The organism is Prochlorococcus sp. MIT 0801 (genome assembly GCF_000757865.1).
Lineage (GTDB): Bacteria > Cyanobacteriota > Cyanobacteriia > PCC-6307 > Cyanobiaceae > Prochlorococcus_B.
Genome location: NZ_CP007754.1, coordinates 552,327 through 570,319, shown reverse-complemented (window position 1 = coordinate 570,319; position 17,993 = coordinate 552,327). Strand labels below are relative to the sequence as shown.

Genomic DNA, 17,993 nt, shown 5'->3' with positions numbered 1-17,993 from the left:
AAAATTTGCCAATTTTTTTCATGGTAACTTAATTAAAAATGGAATCAATTATTTGACTTCTTTCAATGCATTTATAAATTCAAAAAAGAAAATAAATATGGGTGGTATCAATACCCAACGTTTTTATGACGAATAACTAAAAAATAAAATGAATAATCTAGAAGAAGTCCTTTATTTAAATCCTCTTGAATTAAGTGGACCAGAGCAAATGGCAATCGATCTCTTCCTATTAGAGAAGTCATTTACTGACCACAATTTCAACATGGCAGTACGTTTTTATACGTGGGAGGGAGACTGGCTATCGATTGGGAACAACCAAAAAGAACTGCCAAAAACATGGATTGAACTTTTAAAAAATGAACAGTTAAAAATTGTAAGAAGACCTAGTGGAGGGAAAGCTGTTCTTCATAGCAGAGGACTAACTTACGCTCTTATATGGAAATATCCACCAAGAAATAAAAAAGAATCATATTTAAAGACAACTCAATGGTTAAAAGATGGTTTTAAAAAAGCTGGAGTGGATCTGTTTTTTGGGAATCAGCCAGTGAATATATCTAATAGCAATTGTTTTTCGACTTCAACATTAGCTGACCTAGTTGATAAAGATAAAAACAAACATATTGGAAGTGCTCAGTATTGGAGAAAGGGACATTTACTTCAGCATGGAGAAATCTTAATGGAACCTTCAAAAGAATTATGGAAAAAAGTTTTCAACGCAGATCCACCAAAGATAAAAAATGAAATTAAAGATAAAGATAAAATTATAAATTTTCTAAAAGAATCGTTAGGCCAAACATGGCCCAATTCAAAGATCTCTTATTATAAATTAGATCAAAAAGAAAAAGAAATAATAAAACATTTTACTATAAATAAATTTAAAGGAATAAATAATTATTGATCCTCTTTTAAATCATTCGAAACCATTGATTGTGCAATATCAAGTAGATTCAATCCTAGTGGATAAATATTCTCTTTTCTAGCAATTTTAATAAATTGATCTGGAATATTTAATCCGATTTTTTTAAGTAATGCTTTAGCGATATCTACTCTATCTAAAGTGCCAAGAGGAAGACCACAAACTGAAAGAACAAGTAGTCTTCCGTTTTTAGTTTTTTCTATTTTTATTATTGCTTTCCATAATAATTCGTTTTCACTAATAGATGGCAATTCATTTATTGGTAATAAGAACTCATAAAGAAATCTTTTATCCCAGTTCTGCACAGAAATATTCTTCAATATTTTTTCATTAACATAACCGACCCATCTCCCTTCTCTACAAATGAGTATCCATTCTTCATTGAAACGATTATTATTATTCAATGAATTAAATTTAGATAAAACTTTGACAGGTAAATCATCCTCAAGGACCCTGAATGAACGACTATAAACCTGATTTACATATACTTCAGACAAAATATTTTGTATTTGAATAATTTGGCTCTGTGATTTAGATGAAGAAAAAACAAATAAACCAATAATAGAAAAGCAAATTGCGAAATATAAGTTACCCCTAAGTAAACTTAAAATACCAATGAAAATAGCAATAAAAGAAATTAATCTGGCAGAGGTAATAGCCACTTTAATCCCTGCTCTTTTACTCCCTGTAAAATGCCAAATTAAAGATTTTAATATTACGCCACCATCAAGAGGCATTATCGGAAGTAAATTAAATACGCCTATCAAAAAATTTAGGCTACCAACCTGCTTAAGTAAATTAGAGAGAATTAAATTTGATACTGATAACTTATTACTTAATAAAATCATTAAAAAAGCTAATAAAAGACTAACAACGGGACCTGAAATTGCAATTTTCAAACTTCCTTTTGAAGTCGGGCATTCTTTTTCAAGATTTGCCATACCTCCAAGAAAAAAAAGTGTTATGTCTCTAACTTTTAAGCCCTCCCCAATTGCTACAAAAGAATGAGCCAATTCATGCAATAAAACAGATAAAAATAAAAGAGAAGCAGTAAAAGCACCTATCACCCATCCATTCCAAATAGATACTTGACCATCAAAAACCGTCTCGAACTGATCTCTAGCCGACACAGTAAAATACAAGAAAACCAAAAACCAACTTGGATGGATCCTTAAAGGGATGCCTCTGATTTTCATAACTTCCCAACTACCCAAATTTAAATTCCTCCAAGCTCTCAATAAAATCTATTTCAATCAATCCTAATAAAAGTTCGGATAATGATCAGAAAATCTTCTTCTAAAAAATCAACAGCAATAAAAATTTGTGGACTAACAAAGACTTCACAAGCACGATCCATAGCGGAATTCAAAATAAATGCTATTGGAGTTATTGGCGTAAAAAATTCACCTCGTTTTGTACCAGAAGAAGAATGTATAAAAATTTTTAATGAAGTAGCAAAAGTTTCTTCAAGTATTGAGAAAGTATTAGTAATAGCAAATGAAAAATTAGAGGAGGTTAAATGTATAAATAACAGATCAACTCCACCATCAGTAATCCAATTGCATGGAAATGAATCAGTTGATTATTGTCGTGAATTAAAGAATAAATTTCCCAAAATTAAATTATGGAAAGCCTTCAGGTTAAAATCTATTAATGATTTAGAAAAAACACAGCAATATGAAAAGAATATAGATGCTATTCTTATAGATGCTTGGGATGATAAGTCACTTGGAGGCACTGGGAATAGAGTCCCAGTAGAATTACTACTTAATAAAACTTTTAAAGTTCCTTGGATCTTAGCTGGTGGAATATCTGCTGAAATAATTCCTGAAATTTTTTCTAAACTTAGACCTGATGGAATTGATGCATCCAGTCGACTAGAAATATCTCCAGGTATTAAAGATATTAAGAAAGTTGAATCTCTTGTTCATGAAATAAGGGGGGGAAACTTAAAACACTCCTCCAGATGGCATTAAAGTTATATCCTCAATAGTTTGATTAATTGGTTGACTAGCAAGATGTAAGAGTTCAGAGGCAACTTGATCAACTGAAAGCATCGAATCTCTATCAAATTGCATCCCAACGGTATCAGAATCCCAAAGAGATGAATTTACTGATCCAAGAGTAAGTGTGCATGCTCGTATGAAATGCTTACGCTCTTCTTCTGCTAAGCATTTGGTAAAACTTGCTAAAGCTGCTTTGGAAACACAGTAAGCTCCCCATTGAGGAAAAGCATTTCTAGAAGCATGACTACTAACGTTGATAACTAATCCTCCTTTTTTTCTCATTAAAGGAACCGTCTCAGAGCAAACCTGAAAGATACTGGTGAGATTCATTTGCATGATCCATTCCCATTTTTCAAGTGGCATGGATAAAAGATCTCCAGTCCAAGCAACTCCAGCATTATTTATTAAAACTGATGGAATCAAACCATTATTCATTAATTCAGCTATTCCCTTAGATATAATTTTGGGATTACTTAGATCAATAGATTGGTAGAAGACCTTAACTTTTTTGTTATCAATTTCTTCGACAAGTCCTTGTAGATCATCTTCAGACCTGGCTAAAAGTAGTAAATCCCACCCAGAATTAGCAAAAGCCATAGCAGTTGCTCTCCCAATTCCTCTAGAAGCACCTGTAATTAATACTGTTGACAAGAAAGTTAAAAGCAAACACTAAAACTCTAAACTGAAATTTCACTTTCGATAGACTGAGATTCCAAATATTTTCCCATTTTTCTAAATTTGGAATATCTATTGTCTCTTAATTCATCAGGGGATAAAGCCAATAATTCTGATAAATGCTTCTCAAGGGCATTTTTCAAAGTATCTCCAGCCTGAAGCGGGGCCCAATTATTGCCCCCAGAAGGCTCTTTTAATACCTCGTCAACAATACCTAACTTCATAAGATCAGGTCCAGTAATTTTTAAGGCTGATGCTGCTTCAGGAGCCTTGCCAGCATCCCTCCATAAAATCGAAGCACAGGCTTCTGGGCTTGCAACTGTATAGACACTATGTTCAAACATGAGCAACCTGTCTGCGACACCTATCCCCAGAGCGCCACCAGAGCCACCTTCTCCAATTACAGTTGCAATTATGGGAACTTTAAATCTAAACATTTCACGTAAATTCACTGCGATTGCTTCTCCTTGGCCTTGCTCTTCTGCTATGAGACCTGCATAAGCTCCAGGAGTATCTATAAAAGAGATTATTGGCAGTCTGAATCGATCAGCATGATCCATTAGCCTCAAAGCCTTTCTGTACCCTCCTGGCTTTGCCATACCAAAGTTTCTTGCAACATTCTCTTTTGTATCTCTACCTTTTTGTTGGCCAATTATGAGGACAGATTTTTCACCTATTCGAGCTAAACCTCCTATGAGAGCTTGATCATCAGTTCCGTTCCTGTCTCCGTGTAATTCAACCCAGTCATCACAAAACATCTGAATGTAATCCAGTGTGCTAGGCCTTTGGGGGTGTCTAGCTACTTGAATCTTTTGAGCGGGTGTTAGTGAATTAAATATTTCATCTCGCCTTCTTGCTGCAAGGGTCTCTAATTGCAAAAGTTGCTGACTTACATCAACCTCTGAATCTCTTGCTAATTCTCTGATTTGATCAATCTGATTCTCTAATTCAACAAGAGGTTTTTCAAATTCGAGGAGAAAACGTCTAGCCATAAAAAAAGCAACCAAAAACTCAGACGGTTAATGTCTGAATATTTGATTTTAAACCAACAGCAGAAAACCCATGTCTTTCAGAAGCCTTGCCAATAAAATCCATCTTTTCCAACGAAATATTATTCCTCCCCCAACTGAAATTGGTGTGACAATTTTCAAATTCAAGAATCATTGCCTCAGCAAAACAAGCAAACATTTCTCTTTTAGGATTTTCCATCTCAGCCAATTCCATCATGCTCCAACCTATATCTTTAAAAAATTGAACTACTCCGCCTTTTAAGACATGTATACCAGGTCCAGAAAACTTCTCACCCAAATTCTTAGGATATCCTCCATCAATCATTAAGCAGGGTCTTTTAATTTTGGAGGGGTCAATTTCAAGGGTTTTTGGCATGCTTGCAACCCAAATCACAATATCCGCTTCAGGTAAAGCCTCATCAAGGCTAAGAATTCTCCCCCCTCCAAGTTGAGATTGAAGTTCAATTAAAGGCTTTTGCTGTCTAGCCACTAAAAGAAGTTCAGAAACACCGGTTCGATTAGTGAGCCACCTACAAACAGCGCTGCCAATGTCACCAGTAGCACCCACAACAGCTACTTTTGATTTGCTCAAATCAATTCCTATTCGAGGTGCATTTTGCTCTAACTGTCTACAAATCACCCAAGCTGTATGGGTATTACCAGTTGTGAATCTTTGCCAATCAAGAGTCGTATTTCTAACTTGTTGATTTTGAAGCAAATTAAAATTCTCAAAAATTATTGATGTAAATCCACCTAAAGCGGTGATGTTAATCCCTTTCTTTTGAGCTAACTCCATTGCATTGAGAACTTTTCTTCTTGCTGTTTTGAAGCGACTTAGCATCTCAGGAACAAAGCATGAGTCTATATAAGCCCCCTCAATAGTCTTTCCAATCGCACTTACAACCTTTACGTGCTCTACTAACTGAGGAGGGGCAGTGCACCATACGTCCAAATCTCCTTCAGCAATATGGTCAAACCCCAAGCCCAATGCCTTTCTCTTGGCATCTTCAAAACTTGTTGAGTGTCCGATTAGCCCAAACATTTGGCACCGAGCAAGATCAAAATTGAAAGTAAATATTTATCCATTTTGAACCTTAGACCACGAAGGTCTCAAAAAAAAGAATTCCTCAAGAACTTAAGCTCCTGAGGAATCAATGAAGATCTATAAATATAAATTTTAAATAACCTAAATCACTGCTGCAAGAGCCATTCTTGCAATTTCTCTATTATCAAGACCTATTTCCAGAAGAGAATCTTGATAAGCAATCATAAATTCTTCCATCAACTCTTCCTTATCCATGTGAAGTACTTCAGCATCATTTGAAACTTCATCAAGCATAGATTTTATAAGAGGCAAGTTTTCCTTATTAGCCCTCATAAGATCTTTCTTGACTGTCTCTAGATTGGCCTTAAGCCATTCTTGACCATAGTTCAAATGCAAGTATTCATCTTGCACAACACCCTCTGTGATCCTTTTAGCGAATGGATCAGCAACACGTATGTAAACGTGATATGCGGATATTGCAAAAGATTCAATAAGGATGCACTGAATCAGAAGACAGGTAGTTGTATCTCCTGCTTTGAAAGCCTCTAAAAAATTATTATGGAGTTTTGAGAAAAAGGTCTTTGCAAAAGGCATATCAGGCTTTACAGCAAGATTTCTCCCGCAAGCACAAAAGCCATTCATATGCTTTTTCTCCATCTTTCCAAGCTTCACAAGCTCATCAGCATGTTCAGGAATCAACTTAGCCAGATCAAGAAAATTGGAATAAGCTTCTTGCTCACCTTCAATTACAACTGCATTGATTCTGCTATAGGCATCTTTGTAAGATTCTGAGGTGAAATCTGGAAGAGAGTCAGAACTTAGCTCTTCTTTTTCTACGGTTAAGTTGTTGGATGCAAAAGCTTGCATAGATCTATTAGAAATTTGTCAATCTGAGTGATCTTACAGAATTTAAACCAAAACGGTAGTTCAGTTACCACATCTTAACTGCTAGAAACAGGCCTTTCTGACATAACTGGCGGCCAATCACTCTCCAAAAGACTTGTAAATAGGGACTTCCAATGATCTACTAGTGCATTTTCTAAAGCGGCACCCAATTCAGCATTCGAAGAACTTGCATCGCCAATAACTCCAGATGAGCTCAAATCTTCTGTCAACCATGCGCACGGTGATGCTCCTTCAAGGCTCCACCCTTTTGGGGTAGTAACAATTTGTTTATCTACATTATTTATTTCTAAGTAAGAATCATTTCGTACCAAATCTCCAGCCATGTGCAACATAAGACTTGTTTCCGCTAATGCCGCATGAAGGCCCTCCTCAACCTCTTTTTCAGGTAAAAGTTGATCTAATCCTGGGACACCACTCCAAAGGAAACAAGGCAATACAGCTAGAGAAGGACATTGAATTCTCAACTGCCTTGAAACCGCTTGGAGTAGACCAATTTGCCCACCATGAGCGTTAAAAAAAACTAATCTATTGAACCCCATAGAGGCTATTTGTTGGCCAACATCAGTAACCATTGAAAGCAAAACATCAGCTGATAGGGACAAAGTTCCTGGGAAAGCTTGATGTTCAGGAGAAAAACCAATCGATTGAGATGGGATCATCCATATCGGCATATTTTCTGGCAAACTATTAAGAGTCTTGATTAAAATATTTTCAGCAAAAAAAGTATCAGTAATCAAAGGTAAATGTGGTCCATGTTGTTCACATGCACCAAAAGGCCAAACCAATGTAGATCCATTCTCTGAAGCGGCTTTAGAGGCCTCAGGCCATGTCAAATGCTCAAATCGGCGAGTTTGAAAAATGATAGAAATCTCCTAATAATTAAAAAACAACTTACCCTTGACTGTAAGAATGTTTCACTTACTACTAAGGGTATTATGGCCGGGTCAGATCCTCAGCCTAAAAAAGCAACTCCCCCAAGGCCGGCAACAAATGCACCTCGCAAGCCATTGCAGGTTATGCATATCAGTCGAAAGCCTGAAGAAGAAATAATCAATCAAGGACTATCTGAGAAAGAATTCTCCGAGCGACCTAAAGATAGAAGATTTGATGAAAAGGTTCTAGCTCAAAAAGAAATCTCTAAATTAAAGAAAGCACCTGAACAGCAAAAATCAATCGAGGAAAACTCTAGCTATAATTCTCAGCCAGCGACAATGGAAGATCTTCTTAGATCTGAAAATAAAACTAACTATAATAATAATATTGAAGCTTTCGATGATCAAAATATTTTTGAACAAAAAAGTAGAACGGTTGATGAATTTGATTTTGATGAAGACGAATTCTTAGCAGCCTTAGAAGAGAATCAACCAATCGGGACAACTGGAGAAATCGCAACAGGTTCAGTTATTGCAGTTGAAAGTGATGGTATTTACGTTGATATAGGAGGTAAAGCTCCTGGATTCATGCCGAAAAATGAATGTGGTCTAGGTGTGATAACAAATTTAAAAGAGCGTTTCCCAAAAGGGTTAAAAGTCGAAGTTCTTGTTACTAGAGAACAAAATGCAGATGGGATGGTAACAATCAGTTGTAGGGCGTTAGAACTAAGAAAAAGCTGGGACAAAGTTCAAAATCTTGCAAAAGAAGGAAAAGTTATTCGAGTTAAAATAAATGGTTTTAACCGTGGGGGTGTTACTTGCGACTTCGAAGGTTTAAGAGGTTTTATTCCTAGATCTCAACTCGAAGATGGCGAAAATCATCAATCTCTTGTTTCAAAGACAATTAATACTGCTTTTTTAGAGGTAAATCCAGAGAGAAGAAAACTTGTTCTCTCCGAAAAGAAAGCTGCAATTGCTTCAAGATTTTCAGAATTAGAAATCGGACAACTAATCGAGGGTGAAATCTTAACAATAAAACCTTATGGTTTTTTTGTTGATTTGAAGGGGGTAAGTGGATTGTTGCATCATTCAATGGTAACTAATGGAAGCATGAGAAGCCTTAGAGAAGTTTTTCAACCAGGCGAATCCATCAAAGCTTTGATAACTGATTTAGATCCTTCTAGAGGACGAATTGGATTAAATACAGCTCTTTTAGAGGGACCTCCAGGAGAACTTATTACTGATAAAACAAAAGTTATGGAAGAAGCGAATGAGCGAGCTATTAAAGCGCGAAACAGCTTGAACAAAGAAAAAGTTGATCCTCAAAAGGAAAAGGAAGAAATCAACTTATCCTCATAACTTTATATTGAAGAAAAAAAATTGTGATCGCTTCAAAAAAATCTGATTTAAAAAGAGCAGACTGGGAAATAGACTTTTATTCCCGCCCAATAATTGATGAAAATGGAAAAAAAAGATGGGAATTATTAATTACATCTACAAATAATTTCAAAGACAAGAAAACATTTAAATGGGAAAAGATATGTCCAGCATCAAGTGTTAATTCAATTTGGTTAAAAGATGCATTGGTCGAAGCCATTGATGAAGCTTATTTACAAGGTTGGGATAAACCTTCAGTTATTCGATGTTGGCGATCCTCTATGAAAACAATGATAAAACGTGCAGCAGATCAAATAGGAATTGAACTTATTTCTAGCAGAAGAACATATTCATTATTGGAATGGATTATTGAAAGAGAAAGGAGTTTCTATCCTCAGCAAAAAGGATATATCGGCGTCAATCTTGCTCCTCCTTCAAACCCAATTACAAACCAAGCCATCCCATTACCAGAGGAAGTAAGAGGTGAATCATGGAGCTTTGCTTCCCTATCTCTAAATACACTTAGAGAGGCTGATGAATGGGAAATAAAGTTTTCTAATTTAATTCCCATAAAAGATTCAATTAATGAAAATATATCTATTCCAGGTATTAGGCTTTTTAGCCCAAAAAGGTCCTTAGCACTTGCAGCTTGGCTCGGGGGACTTGAACCAGCAAAGCTTTTAATAGAAGGGACTCAAATAATTTTAGAGGCAGGACAAGCTGATAGATGGTTAGTAACGGATGTCGAAGAAGAAGCTAAAAAAGTTATTGAAAATAATTTTCTAAATACAAAATTAGATGCAGATGGACTTCAATTTATTTCAGTTCAAAAAAGTCCTGAAGAAAATTCTCTAGATGGTTTTTGGATGCTAAAGGATATTGAAGAGAATTAACAATTTCATCTAGAAATAGAATTAAAATAGATCTACAGGTTTAAACAGATATCCATAAAAAATGAGGTTATTACTTTTTAGTATATTTAATATCTCATTCTGATCTATTAAAAGAAAACAATTTAATTATTACTATAGGACCTTCTATAAAAACAGATAAATATCAAATCAATCTAAATAGAACTTGTACATGCTCAAATACAAAACTATTTAATTCTTATAGAAAGAGTTAGAACTAATCAATGACAATGGTTTTGTATATATAAATAGTCATCGATAAATAGAATTTAATAATTAATCTAGCATTTATTTATAGCTAATCCTTCATTTATATATTTCTCAGTTATGTCAATAGAACTATCAAAAGGAATAACTTTGGCTACCAAAACACCATCGACTGATCCTTTAGGTTTTAAATTTACTTTTGTATGTCTCGGTAGTTGTTTTTTGAGCCACTTAATAGATTCTTCTTCTAAATCAGGAGTGATTTCTGTACATGCTAATTTCACAGTATAGGTACGATTATGATCTCCGATGAGCAAAACAGACGAACTGGTCACTTGCAAAATTTCAGCGGCATCAACTCCTGAATGAAGCCAAAAAAGAGAAATTAATAATATTAAAAACTTCTTAAGAAATTTATTCATAAAAAGTTTTTAAGTTATTTCTTAATCTCAGATATGCCAACCATTTGAGCATTACTTTTCCCAGGTGGCACCATAGGATAACAATTTTCACCTTTTCTTACATTTACGTTAACAAGAACTGGTCCTTCATTCGCCAATGCTTTCTGGAGTTCAGGGATTAGTTTTTCTCTTTCTGAAATTACTATGCCCTCAATCCCAAAAGCGTTAGATAGCGAAATAAAGTCAGGTTCTCCAACAGACATGTTAGATGCCGAATATCTTTCATCATAAAAACTTTCTTGCCATTGCCTAACCATTCCTTGCCAATGATTGTTGATGATAATAACTTTTAAATTCAACTTGTATTGAGCGATAGTTCCAAGCTCCTGAATATTCATCAGGATACTTGCATCACCGGCAATACAAATTACTTTCTCTTTGGGCAAAGCAACTTTGACTCCCATTGCAGCGGGCATTCCAAAACCCATTGTTCCAAGTCCAGCACTGCTAATCCATTGTCTAGGTCCATTTAACAAATATTGAGCTGCCCACATCTGATGTTGTCCAACATCAGTTGTAATATATGCATCTTGCGCCAAATCTCTCAACGCAATTAAAACTTCCTGTGGATAAATTTCTCCTTCTTTAGGAGGAGTTATCAAAGGAAAATTATTTTTCCAGTTTTCAATTTTATTAATCCATTTAGAGGTTCTTGGATTTGTTTTCCTCTGGTTACTGAGATCTAATAATTTAACAAGGCTAATGCCAACATCACCTAGTACGGAGACTTCAACTACTCTATTTTTATTTATTTCAGCAGGATCAATCTCAAAATGAATTACTTTTGCTTTTGGAGCAAAAGTATCTAATTTACCTGTAACTCTGTCATCAAATCTTGCTCCAATAGCAATCAACAAATCACATTCAGTCACTGCAAAGTTTGCATAAGCTGTTCCATGCATACCAAGCATCCCAACTGATAAGGGATCACGTTCATCAAAAGCGCCTTTCCCCATCAAAGTTGTTGTTACAGGTATTTGATATCTTTTAGCAATCGCTGCAAGAGTTTCATGTGCCCCCGAAGAAATAACACCCCCGCCAACGTAAAGGAGTGGTTTCTCAGCATTTTCAATTAAATCTAAGGCTGAACTTATGGCTTTATGTTCTGGCGCGAATGGAAGTTCAAAGCCTTGTGGCTTTATTGAACCTGGCTCAACAGGAAGATATTTAAACATCTCTTGTCCAACATCTTTTGGTATGTCAATCAAAACAGGTCCTGGTCTACCCGAGGATGCAATAAGAAAAGCTTGCGCTACAACTTTTGCAATTTCAGATGGATCTCTTACGACCCATGAATGTTTAACAATTGGAAGTGTTATCCCAAAAATATCTGTTTCTTGAAAAGCATCCGTACCGATAGCAGGTCTCGGAACTTGTCCTGTTATGACTACTAGAGGTACAGAATCCATCTGAGCGGTGGCTATTCCTGTTACTAGATTCGTAGCTCCAGGCCCTGATGTACCAAAACAAACACCTACTTTTCCCGTCGCTCTAGCAAAACCATCTGCTGCATGAGTCCCACCTTGCTCATGTCGAACAAGAATATGTTTTAACCATCCCTCTTGCTCTGCTTTGAAAACGGCATCATATATTGGGAGGATTGCTCCGCCTGGATAACCAAAAATAGTATCTACTCCATGCCTACGAAGAGAATCCATCAAGGCATCAGCTCCTGAAATCTCATGATGAGTTTGTGTTCCTGAATCTCCTATTTGAGTAGGTGTAGAAGTCAGGGTCACGGCAGAAGAAAATCTGAACTAACAATAAATCTTAGTATGCATAATTTCAATTAAAGTAAATTAAGCAAAGATTTAATTAAATTCTCTAAGTTTTAACAGCAAGCTTATTATTAAACTAATTAGCACAAATAGTTATTTTAATTCTTTAAAGCAAACCTATTTGGTGTAAAGGTCCACTCCCAATTATTAATTCCAACAAAAAACAAAGAAAAACAATCATCGCAACTCTTCCATTCCAAACTTCAGAGCTGTTATTCCAACCCCATTGCCATTTCTCTTGAGGATAAAGTTTTACTCTTTCTGGCAATTTTGATGCTTCCTCCAAACTAATCCCCTCGCCGTTTAAGCAAGAAGAAACTAAATCGGCCAAACCTTCAATAAACAAAGGATAGATATCAAGAGCTGGAACTCTTTTAAAATTAACAATTCCGTTTTTCTGAGCAATTTCTTTGTACTCAATATCAATCTCTTGGAGAGTTTCAATATGCTCACTCACAAAACTTATTGGGACCACGACAAGTTCCTTAACACCTGATTTACCTAGTTTTTCTAATACTTCTTCGGTATATGGTTTTAGCCACTCTTCTGGCCCTACTCTGCTTTGATAAGCAAGTGAGAATGAATTGGTGAATCCAAGAGAATTTTCAAGCTGGTCAATAACCAAAAGTGAACAGTTCTGTATTTGATCTTGATAAGGATCACCGGCTTCTTCTACATAACTTTTTGGGACACCATGTGCAGTAAAAAAAACGTGGGACTCTTGGGGTAAATCACAATCTAATATTTGCTTCTTTATTAATTCAGCCATTGAAGAAACATAGGCTGGATGATCAAACCAGCTTCGAATACAACGAATTGATAATTCTGCAAACTCGTCGTCACTATCTTTTAACCTTTTCAATTCTCTAAAGCTGGATCCACTTGTGCTTATAGAAAAATGGGGATAAAGAGGTAAAACAACAACCTCCCTAACACCGTCAGCCTTCATATCCGCCACCGCTGACTCAGTAAATGGATGCCAATACCTCATCGCAACATATGTTGTTGCGTCTATTCCTATATTCCTAAGGTAACTTTGGAGTTCTCTTGCCTGCTGCTCGGTAATACGACGTAAAGGTGATCCACCTCCAATTGATCTATAAGCCTCTTGTGATTTACTACTTCTTAATAAGCTTATGAGCCAAGCAAGAGGTTTTTGAAAAGCACGAACTGGTAAACGTATTATCTCTGGATCAGAAAATAAATTATACAAAAATGGGCCTACGTCCTTAATCCTCTCAGGACCTCCGAGATTTAATAAGAGGACACCAACCCGAGCCATTTTAGAAAAAACTCCTTATAAAAGGGTATACAAACCCTTATCGAAGTAAAGCTAGCTAAATTTACAGGATCATGGACGAGAATCAAAAGTTACTAGATATCAACCAAGACCTTGAATCAAAGGGAATCAATCTAAGAATTGAGAAAAGGGGTAAAGTTTTAAACATTCGAGGTTCTTTGCCAGATAAGAAATCTCATGATCTTTCTAAAGTTCAAAGAATAAGTCTGAAACTTCCATTCGACGTTAACGGTCTAGAAGAGGCTAGAAAAGCTATAGAATTGGTAGATTATCAACTTAAAAAAAATCAATTTTGTTGGTCTAATTGGATTAAAGAGAAAGCTTTCTCAGCAAGAAAGACTAATAAAACAGTAATAAGCAATGAAATAGAAAGCTTTAAAAGACAATTTTTTTCTGATACATCTAGGAGCAAATCATCAGCCGGAATGATCAGCACTTGGCAGTCTGCTTACAAACCATATTTGAACAGATTAATTGGAGTAAGTCATAAATCTACTCTTGAATTAAACGAGGAGCTCTTAGTGAAAATCCTTTTAAGTTACAAAGAAAATTCAAGGAGCAGACAACAATGTGGAATTGCTTTAAGTGCTTTAGCTAGACACCTTAAAGTAGAACTCCCAAAGGACTGGAAACAACTTCAAAGTGGTTATGGCATACACGAATCAAATTTCAGAGAGTTACCTAGTGATGAAGAAATTATTGATAGCTTTCAATTAATACCAAATCCAAAATGGAGATTTGTTTTTGGGTTAATGGCAGCTTATGGGCTTAGAAATCATGAAGTCTTTTTTAGTGACTTATCTTGTTTAAAAAAAGGTGGGGATAAAATACTCCGGGTTTTCCCAAATACGAAAACAGGAGAGCATCAAGTTTGGCCATTTCACCCTGAATGGGTTGGTTTATTTGAGCTAGAAAACATAACTGATACTTCAAGTTTGCTCCCAGAAATTAAAACAGATCTAAAAGAGACAACTCTTCAACACATAGGAAGAAGAGTATCTGAGCAATTCAGAAGATATAAACTATCTTTTACCCCCTATGATTTAAGGCATGCATGGGCAGTTCGGACCATCTTAATAGGCCTACCAAATACTGTAGCTGCAAAAATGATGGGACACTCAGTGTCAATACATACAAAAACCTACCATCATTGGATAACAAGAAGAGATCAACAAATTGCAGTCGATAGTGCTCTATCTAGAGTTAAATATTAACAAGAAGAATAATTAATATTTATTGCTATATCTTTTTTAGAAATTATTCTTTTATTAACTTATTTAATCTAAGCTTGGGAAATGAAAAATAAAATTAATAAAGAGGATTCAAGACTTAATAAGCTAGACAAGAGTGCAGAAAAAATAGGAATGGGTGGTAATTTAATACCAAACATCACCGAAGAAAAATATAAAGAACGAATGCAAAAGAGGAAAGAAGTTCAAACACAAAGATTAAAAGAAAGAAAAAAAGAAAAAGGTCTAATAATAGTTAATACCGGTCAAGGTAAAGGTAAAACTACAGCAGCTCTTGGGATGGGATTAAGAACTATTGGTCATAACTACAAAGTTGCAATAGTTCAATTTATCAAAGGTGGATGGGAACCAGGTGAATCATTAGCTTTGAAAATATTTGGGGATAAGTTAAAGTTTCATGCATGCGGGGAAGGGTTCACATGGGAAACACAAGATAGAAATAGAGATATAAATTTAGTTAAGTCAAGCTGGAGAAAGGCGGTCTCATATATTAAAGACCCAAATTATAAACTCATAATTTTAGACGAGATCATTGTTGCAATCAAACTTGGATATATTAAAGAAGATGAAATTATAAATGGCATAAATTTGCGTCCAGAACTTACACATATAGTCTTGACTGGAAGAGGAGCCTCAGAAAAATTAATCGATTCAGCTGATCTTGTGACAGAAATGAAATTAATCCACCACCCCTTTAGAGAGCAAGGAATAAAAGCACAAGAAGGAATTGAATATTAATCTATAGTCTTAAAATACTTCCATCGCAAGGGATCCAATACAGATGTCAAGACGTTCTCCCAAGACTTGCTACTGTCAAATTGTTATGAATTTTTAATGACATACTCTAGAGCACTCATAAAACTCAGTGGTGAAGCTCTTATGGGAGATAAACCTTATGGGATTGATCCTGAAATTGTTCAATCAATTGCCAAGGATGTTTCAAAAGTGGTTGAAAATGGCACGCAAATAGCAATTGTTGTTGGCGGTGGAAATATTTTTAGAGGTCTAAAAGGATCAGCTGCAGGAATGGATAGAGCCACGGCTGACTATGTTGGGATGCTTGCAACAGTAATGAATGCGATTACACTTCAAGATGGATTAGAAAGAGCTGGAGTACCAACAAGAGTTCAATCTGCTATTGACATGCAGCAGATTGCAGAACCGTATATAAGAAGAAGAGCAATAAGACATCTTGAAAAAGGAAGAGTAGTAGTTTTTGGAGGTGGATGCGGTAATCCATTTTTTACAACTGATACCACTGCTGCACTTAGGGCCGCTGAAATTAACGCCGAAGTTGTTTTCAAAGCCACGAAAGTTGATGGGGTTTACGATCGAGATCCAAAAAAATTCACTGATGCTGTCAGATATGACAACCTCACCTTTCAAGATGTATTAGCTAACGAAATAGGAGTAATGGATAGCACTGCTATTGCTCTTTGCAAAGATAATAAAATCCCAATAGTTGTGTTTAATATTTTCCAACCGGGGAATATTGCTAAAGCTATTTCTGGCGAACCAATTGGATCAAGAATTTCTAATTCAAGTTAAAACTGAACTTTTTTGAAGCTTTTAAAAATCAATTCCCAAAAACTTAATCTGAATGTCAAACCAAGAGCTAAAAAACACAATGAGCAAATCTGTAGAGGCAGCTCAGAGGAATTTCAATACCATCAGGACGGGAAGGGCAAATACGTCTTTATTAGACAGAATTTCAGTCGAATACTACGGAGCTGAAACTCCACTAAAATCTCTCGCAACCATCACTACTCCTGACTCTCAAACGATAGCAATTCAACCCTTCGACTTAGGATCATTAGCTTCAATCGAAAAAGCAATTGCAACAAGTGATCTAGGTTTTACTCCAAATAATGATGGCAAAATAATACGTATAAATGTTCCTCCATTGACTGAAGAGCGTAGAAAAGAATTTTGCAAACTCGCATCCAAATATGCAGAGGAAGGGAAAGTTGCCTTAAGAAATATACGACGTGAGGCAATAGATAGAGTCAAAAAATCTGAAAAGGATGGTGATCTTTCCGAAGATCAAAGTAGAGATGAACAAGAAACAATTCAGAAAGAGACGGATAATTTTATTAAAGATATTGAAAAAAAACTTTCAGAAAAAGAAGCTGAGATTTTAAAAGTTTGACCCTCATAGATGTTGCCATTATTGGAGGGGGAGCATCAGGTACTACTACAGCATTTCATCTGGCTAGTAAAAGTAAAAAAGTATGTATTCTTGAAAAAAATATTTCTTCTCCAGAGAAAATTTGCGGGGGTGGAATGTCTGCTGCAGTGCAAAATTGGTTTCCTTTTAAACTTTTACCAATAGTTGATGAAGTAATAACAAATGTAGAGTTTAGTTGGTGCAATACTGACAAAGTAGTCGCTGAGCTCTCTGGGTCTTCTCCTTTTTGGATGGTTAAACGTGAAAAACTTGATTCATTCTTATTAGATCAAGCACTAAATTCTGGTTGTAATTTATTGACTACTTTTAATGTAGTCGATGTAAAAAAAAAATCTAATGTCTGGCATATCACCGCTCTTGACGGGAGACAAATAGAGGCAAGAGCAATTGTTATTGCTGATGGTTCTCAATCGCCATGGCCTCAAACTTTTAATTTAGGTCCAAATCAACAAAAATTTGCCTCAACTTTCTCAGGGAGAATTAAAAGGAGAGGAAATCTAGGTCATGAAACTGCTAGATTTGAATTTGGCCTAGTAAAGAATGGATTTGCATGGGCCTTTCCATTAAACAATGAAGTAAATATTGGGATGGGAAGTTTTCTGGATAATAAGAATTCACTTCGAGTCAATGAAATACTTAAATCATTTCTTCCTGATTTAGATTTTGATCCTTCTGAAGTAATTGGTCATGAAAAAAAATTAAGGATATGGAATGGCCACAGTAAATTAAACGGGGAAGGAATTCTTCTGGTTGGCGATGCTGCCTCATTATGTGATCCTTTTTTAGCTGAAGGATTAAGGCCCGCTTTGATGAGTGGATTTGAAGCTGCAAAAAGCCTTATTTATTGGCTAGATGGAGAAGTGAATTGTTTAGACGCATATACAAAAACAATACAAAGAAATTGGGGGAATTCGATGGCTTGGGGTAAAAGAATTTCTCAAGTTTTTTATCGTTTTCCCAAAGTAGGATACCAATTAGGTGTAAAAAGACCTACAGCTCCAAAAAGAATTGCACAAATCCTCTCAGGTGAGATGGGTTATGAAGATATTGCTAAAAGAGTAATCAAAAGATTACTCTTCCAAAATTAAAGC

18 protein-coding genes are annotated in these 17,993 nt (G+C 35.6%); 9 read left to right on the top strand and 9 right to left on the bottom strand.

Annotated elements, in window-relative coordinates; all coding sequences use genetic code 11:
* Positions 1-148 precede the first annotated feature (148 nt).
* Entirely contained in the window at positions 149-898 is a 750-nt protein-coding gene (locus EW15_RS02980; protein ID WP_038651745.1) for a lipoate--protein ligase family protein, read from the top strand.
* Here the strand turns inward: EW15_RS02980 and EW15_RS02975 are convergent.
* Entirely contained in the window at positions 892-2,130 is a 1,239-nt protein-coding gene (locus EW15_RS02975; protein ID WP_038655096.1) for a site-2 protease family protein, read from the bottom strand. The genes EW15_RS02980 and EW15_RS02975 overlap by 7 nt on opposite strands.
* Before the next feature lie 63 nt (positions 2,131-2,193).
* Between EW15_RS02975 and EW15_RS02970 the strand changes: the two genes are divergently transcribed.
* Complete coding sequence (locus tag EW15_RS02970) at positions 2,194-2,892, top strand: phosphoribosylanthranilate isomerase (protein WP_038651742.1); 699 nt, start codon at positions 2,194-2,196, stop codon at positions 2,890-2,892.
* Here EW15_RS02970 and EW15_RS02965 read toward each other — a convergent pair.
* The 5 genes from EW15_RS02965 to EW15_RS02945 form a co-directional block, all read right to left on the bottom strand.
* Entirely contained in the window at positions 2,866-3,573 is a 708-nt protein-coding gene (locus tag EW15_RS02965; protein ID WP_038655095.1) for an SDR family oxidoreductase, read from the bottom strand. The two genes, EW15_RS02970 and EW15_RS02965, sit on opposite strands and share 27 nt — an antisense overlap.
* A gap of 26 nt (positions 3,574-3,599) precedes the next feature.
* Positions 3,600-4,589 carry an acetyl-CoA carboxylase carboxyltransferase subunit alpha gene (locus EW15_RS02960; RefSeq protein WP_038655093.1) on the bottom strand — a complete coding sequence of 330 codons (990 nt, stop codon included), beginning with the start codon at positions 4,587-4,589 and terminating at the stop codon, positions 3,600-3,602.
* 19 nt (positions 4,590-4,608) lie between these two features.
* Positions 4,609-5,649: a long-chain acyl-[acyl-carrier-protein] reductase gene (locus EW15_RS02955; RefSeq protein ID WP_038651738.1), complete on the bottom strand. Its 1,041-nt coding sequence runs from the start codon at positions 5,647-5,649 to the stop codon at positions 4,609-4,611.
* Between the two features lie 144 nt (positions 5,650-5,793).
* On the bottom strand, positions 5,794-6,519 hold the full coding sequence (locus EW15_RS02950; RefSeq protein WP_038651735.1) for an aldehyde oxygenase (deformylating): 726 nt from the start codon (positions 6,517-6,519) through the stop codon (positions 5,794-5,796).
* Between the two features lie 74 nt (positions 6,520-6,593).
* Complete coding sequence (locus tag EW15_RS02945; protein ID WP_038651732.1) at positions 6,594-7,391, bottom strand: creatininase family protein; 798 nt, start codon at positions 7,389-7,391, stop codon at positions 6,594-6,596.
* Between the two features lie 102 nt (positions 7,392-7,493).
* Between EW15_RS02945 and EW15_RS02940 the strand changes: the two genes are divergently transcribed.
* The gene (locus EW15_RS02940; RefSeq protein ID WP_038655090.1) at positions 7,494-8,789 is read left to right on the top strand and encodes a S1 RNA-binding domain-containing protein; all 1,296 of its coding nucleotides are present in this window, start codon (positions 7,494-7,496) and stop codon (positions 8,787-8,789) included.
* Between the two features lie 23 nt (positions 8,790-8,812).
* Positions 8,813-9,700, top strand: a complete 888-nt coding sequence (locus tag EW15_RS02935) for a Tab2/Atab2 family RNA-binding protein (RefSeq protein ID WP_038651729.1) — start codon at positions 8,813-8,815, stop codon at positions 9,698-9,700.
* A gap of 299 nt (positions 9,701-9,999) precedes the next feature.
* On the opposite strand, the gene EW15_RS02930 is transcribed toward EW15_RS02935, so the two are convergent.
* From EW15_RS02930 to hemH, 3 genes are all read right to left on the bottom strand, one after another.
* The gene (locus tag EW15_RS02930) at positions 10,000-10,347 is read right to left on the bottom strand and encodes a hypothetical protein (RefSeq protein ID WP_038651726.1); all 348 of its coding nucleotides are present in this window, start codon (positions 10,345-10,347) and stop codon (positions 10,000-10,002) included.
* A gap of 14 nt (positions 10,348-10,361) precedes the next feature.
* Complete coding sequence (ilvB, locus tag EW15_RS02925; RefSeq protein WP_038651723.1) at positions 10,362-12,125, bottom strand: biosynthetic-type acetolactate synthase large subunit; 1,764 nt, start codon at positions 12,123-12,125, stop codon at positions 10,362-10,364.
* 145 nt (positions 12,126-12,270) lie between these two features.
* Positions 12,271-13,446 carry a ferrochelatase gene (gene hemH / locus EW15_RS02920; protein WP_038651720.1) on the bottom strand — a complete coding sequence of 392 codons (1,176 nt, stop codon included), beginning with the start codon at positions 13,444-13,446 and terminating at the stop codon, positions 12,271-12,273.
* Positions 13,447-13,517: 71 nt separating this feature from the next.
* On the opposite strand from hemH, the gene EW15_RS02915 reads away from it, so the two are divergent.
* The 5 genes from EW15_RS02915 to EW15_RS02895 all read left to right on the top strand — a co-directional run bounded on the left by EW15_RS02915 (position 13,518) and on the right by EW15_RS02895 (position 17,990).
* The gene (locus EW15_RS02915) at positions 13,518-14,678 is read left to right on the top strand and encodes a site-specific integrase (RefSeq protein WP_038651717.1); all 1,161 of its coding nucleotides are present in this window, start codon (positions 13,518-13,520) and stop codon (positions 14,676-14,678) included.
* A gap of 81 nt (positions 14,679-14,759) precedes the next feature.
* Positions 14,760-15,452 carry a cob(I)yrinic acid a,c-diamide adenosyltransferase gene (cobO, locus tag EW15_RS02910; protein ID WP_038651714.1) on the top strand — a complete coding sequence of 231 codons (693 nt, stop codon included), beginning with the start codon at positions 14,760-14,762 and terminating at the stop codon, positions 15,450-15,452.
* 96 nt (positions 15,453-15,548) lie between these two features.
* Positions 15,549-16,262 carry a UMP kinase gene (pyrH, locus tag EW15_RS02905; protein ID WP_038651711.1) on the top strand — a complete coding sequence of 238 codons (714 nt, stop codon included), beginning with the start codon at positions 15,549-15,551 and terminating at the stop codon, positions 16,260-16,262.
* Between the two features lie 52 nt (positions 16,263-16,314).
* The gene (gene frr / locus EW15_RS02900) at positions 16,315-16,863 is read left to right on the top strand and encodes a ribosome recycling factor (protein ID WP_038651707.1); all 549 of its coding nucleotides are present in this window, start codon (positions 16,315-16,317) and stop codon (positions 16,861-16,863) included.
* The gene (locus EW15_RS02895) at positions 16,860-17,990 is read left to right on the top strand and encodes an NAD(P)/FAD-dependent oxidoreductase (RefSeq protein WP_038651704.1); all 1,131 of its coding nucleotides are present in this window, start codon (positions 16,860-16,862) and stop codon (positions 17,988-17,990) included. Before frr ends, EW15_RS02895 begins: the two co-directional genes overlap by 4 nt.
* Positions 17,991-17,993 lie beyond the last annotated feature (3 nt).

Coding starts and splice junctions, on each gene's coding strand:
- EW15_RS02930 (WP_038651726.1), bottom strand. CDS start 10,347: ATGAATAAATTTCTTAAGAAGTTTTTAATATTATTAATTTCTCTTTTT.
- hemH (WP_038651720.1), bottom strand. CDS start 13,446: ATGGCTCGGGTTGGTGTCCTCTTATTAAATCTCGGAGGTCCTGAGAGG.
- pyrH (WP_038651711.1), top strand. CDS start 15,549: ATGACATACTCTAGAGCACTCATAAAACTCAGTGGTGAAGCTCTTATG.
- EW15_RS02940 (WP_038655090.1), top strand. CDS start 7,494: ATGGCCGGGTCAGATCCTCAGCCTAAAAAAGCAACTCCCCCAAGGCCG.
- EW15_RS02960 (WP_038655093.1), bottom strand. CDS start 4,589: ATGGCTAGACGTTTTCTCCTCGAATTTGAAAAACCTCTTGTTGAATTA.
- EW15_RS02980 (WP_038651745.1), top strand. CDS start 149: ATGAATAATCTAGAAGAAGTCCTTTATTTAAATCCTCTTGAATTAAGT.
- cobO (WP_038651714.1), top strand. CDS start 14,760: ATGAAAAATAAAATTAATAAAGAGGATTCAAGACTTAATAAGCTAGAC.
- EW15_RS02950 (WP_038651735.1), bottom strand. CDS start 6,519: ATGCAAGCTTTTGCATCCAACAACTTAACCGTAGAAAAAGAAGAGCTA.
- EW15_RS02915 (WP_038651717.1), top strand. CDS start 13,518: ATGGACGAGAATCAAAAGTTACTAGATATCAACCAAGACCTTGAATCA.
- EW15_RS02955 (WP_038651738.1), bottom strand. CDS start 5,649: ATGTTTGGGCTAATCGGACACTCAACAAGTTTTGAAGATGCCAAGAGA.
- frr (WP_038651707.1), top strand. CDS start 16,315: ATGTCAAACCAAGAGCTAAAAAACACAATGAGCAAATCTGTAGAGGCA.
- EW15_RS02970 (WP_038651742.1), top strand. CDS start 2,194: ATGATCAGAAAATCTTCTTCTAAAAAATCAACAGCAATAAAAATTTGT.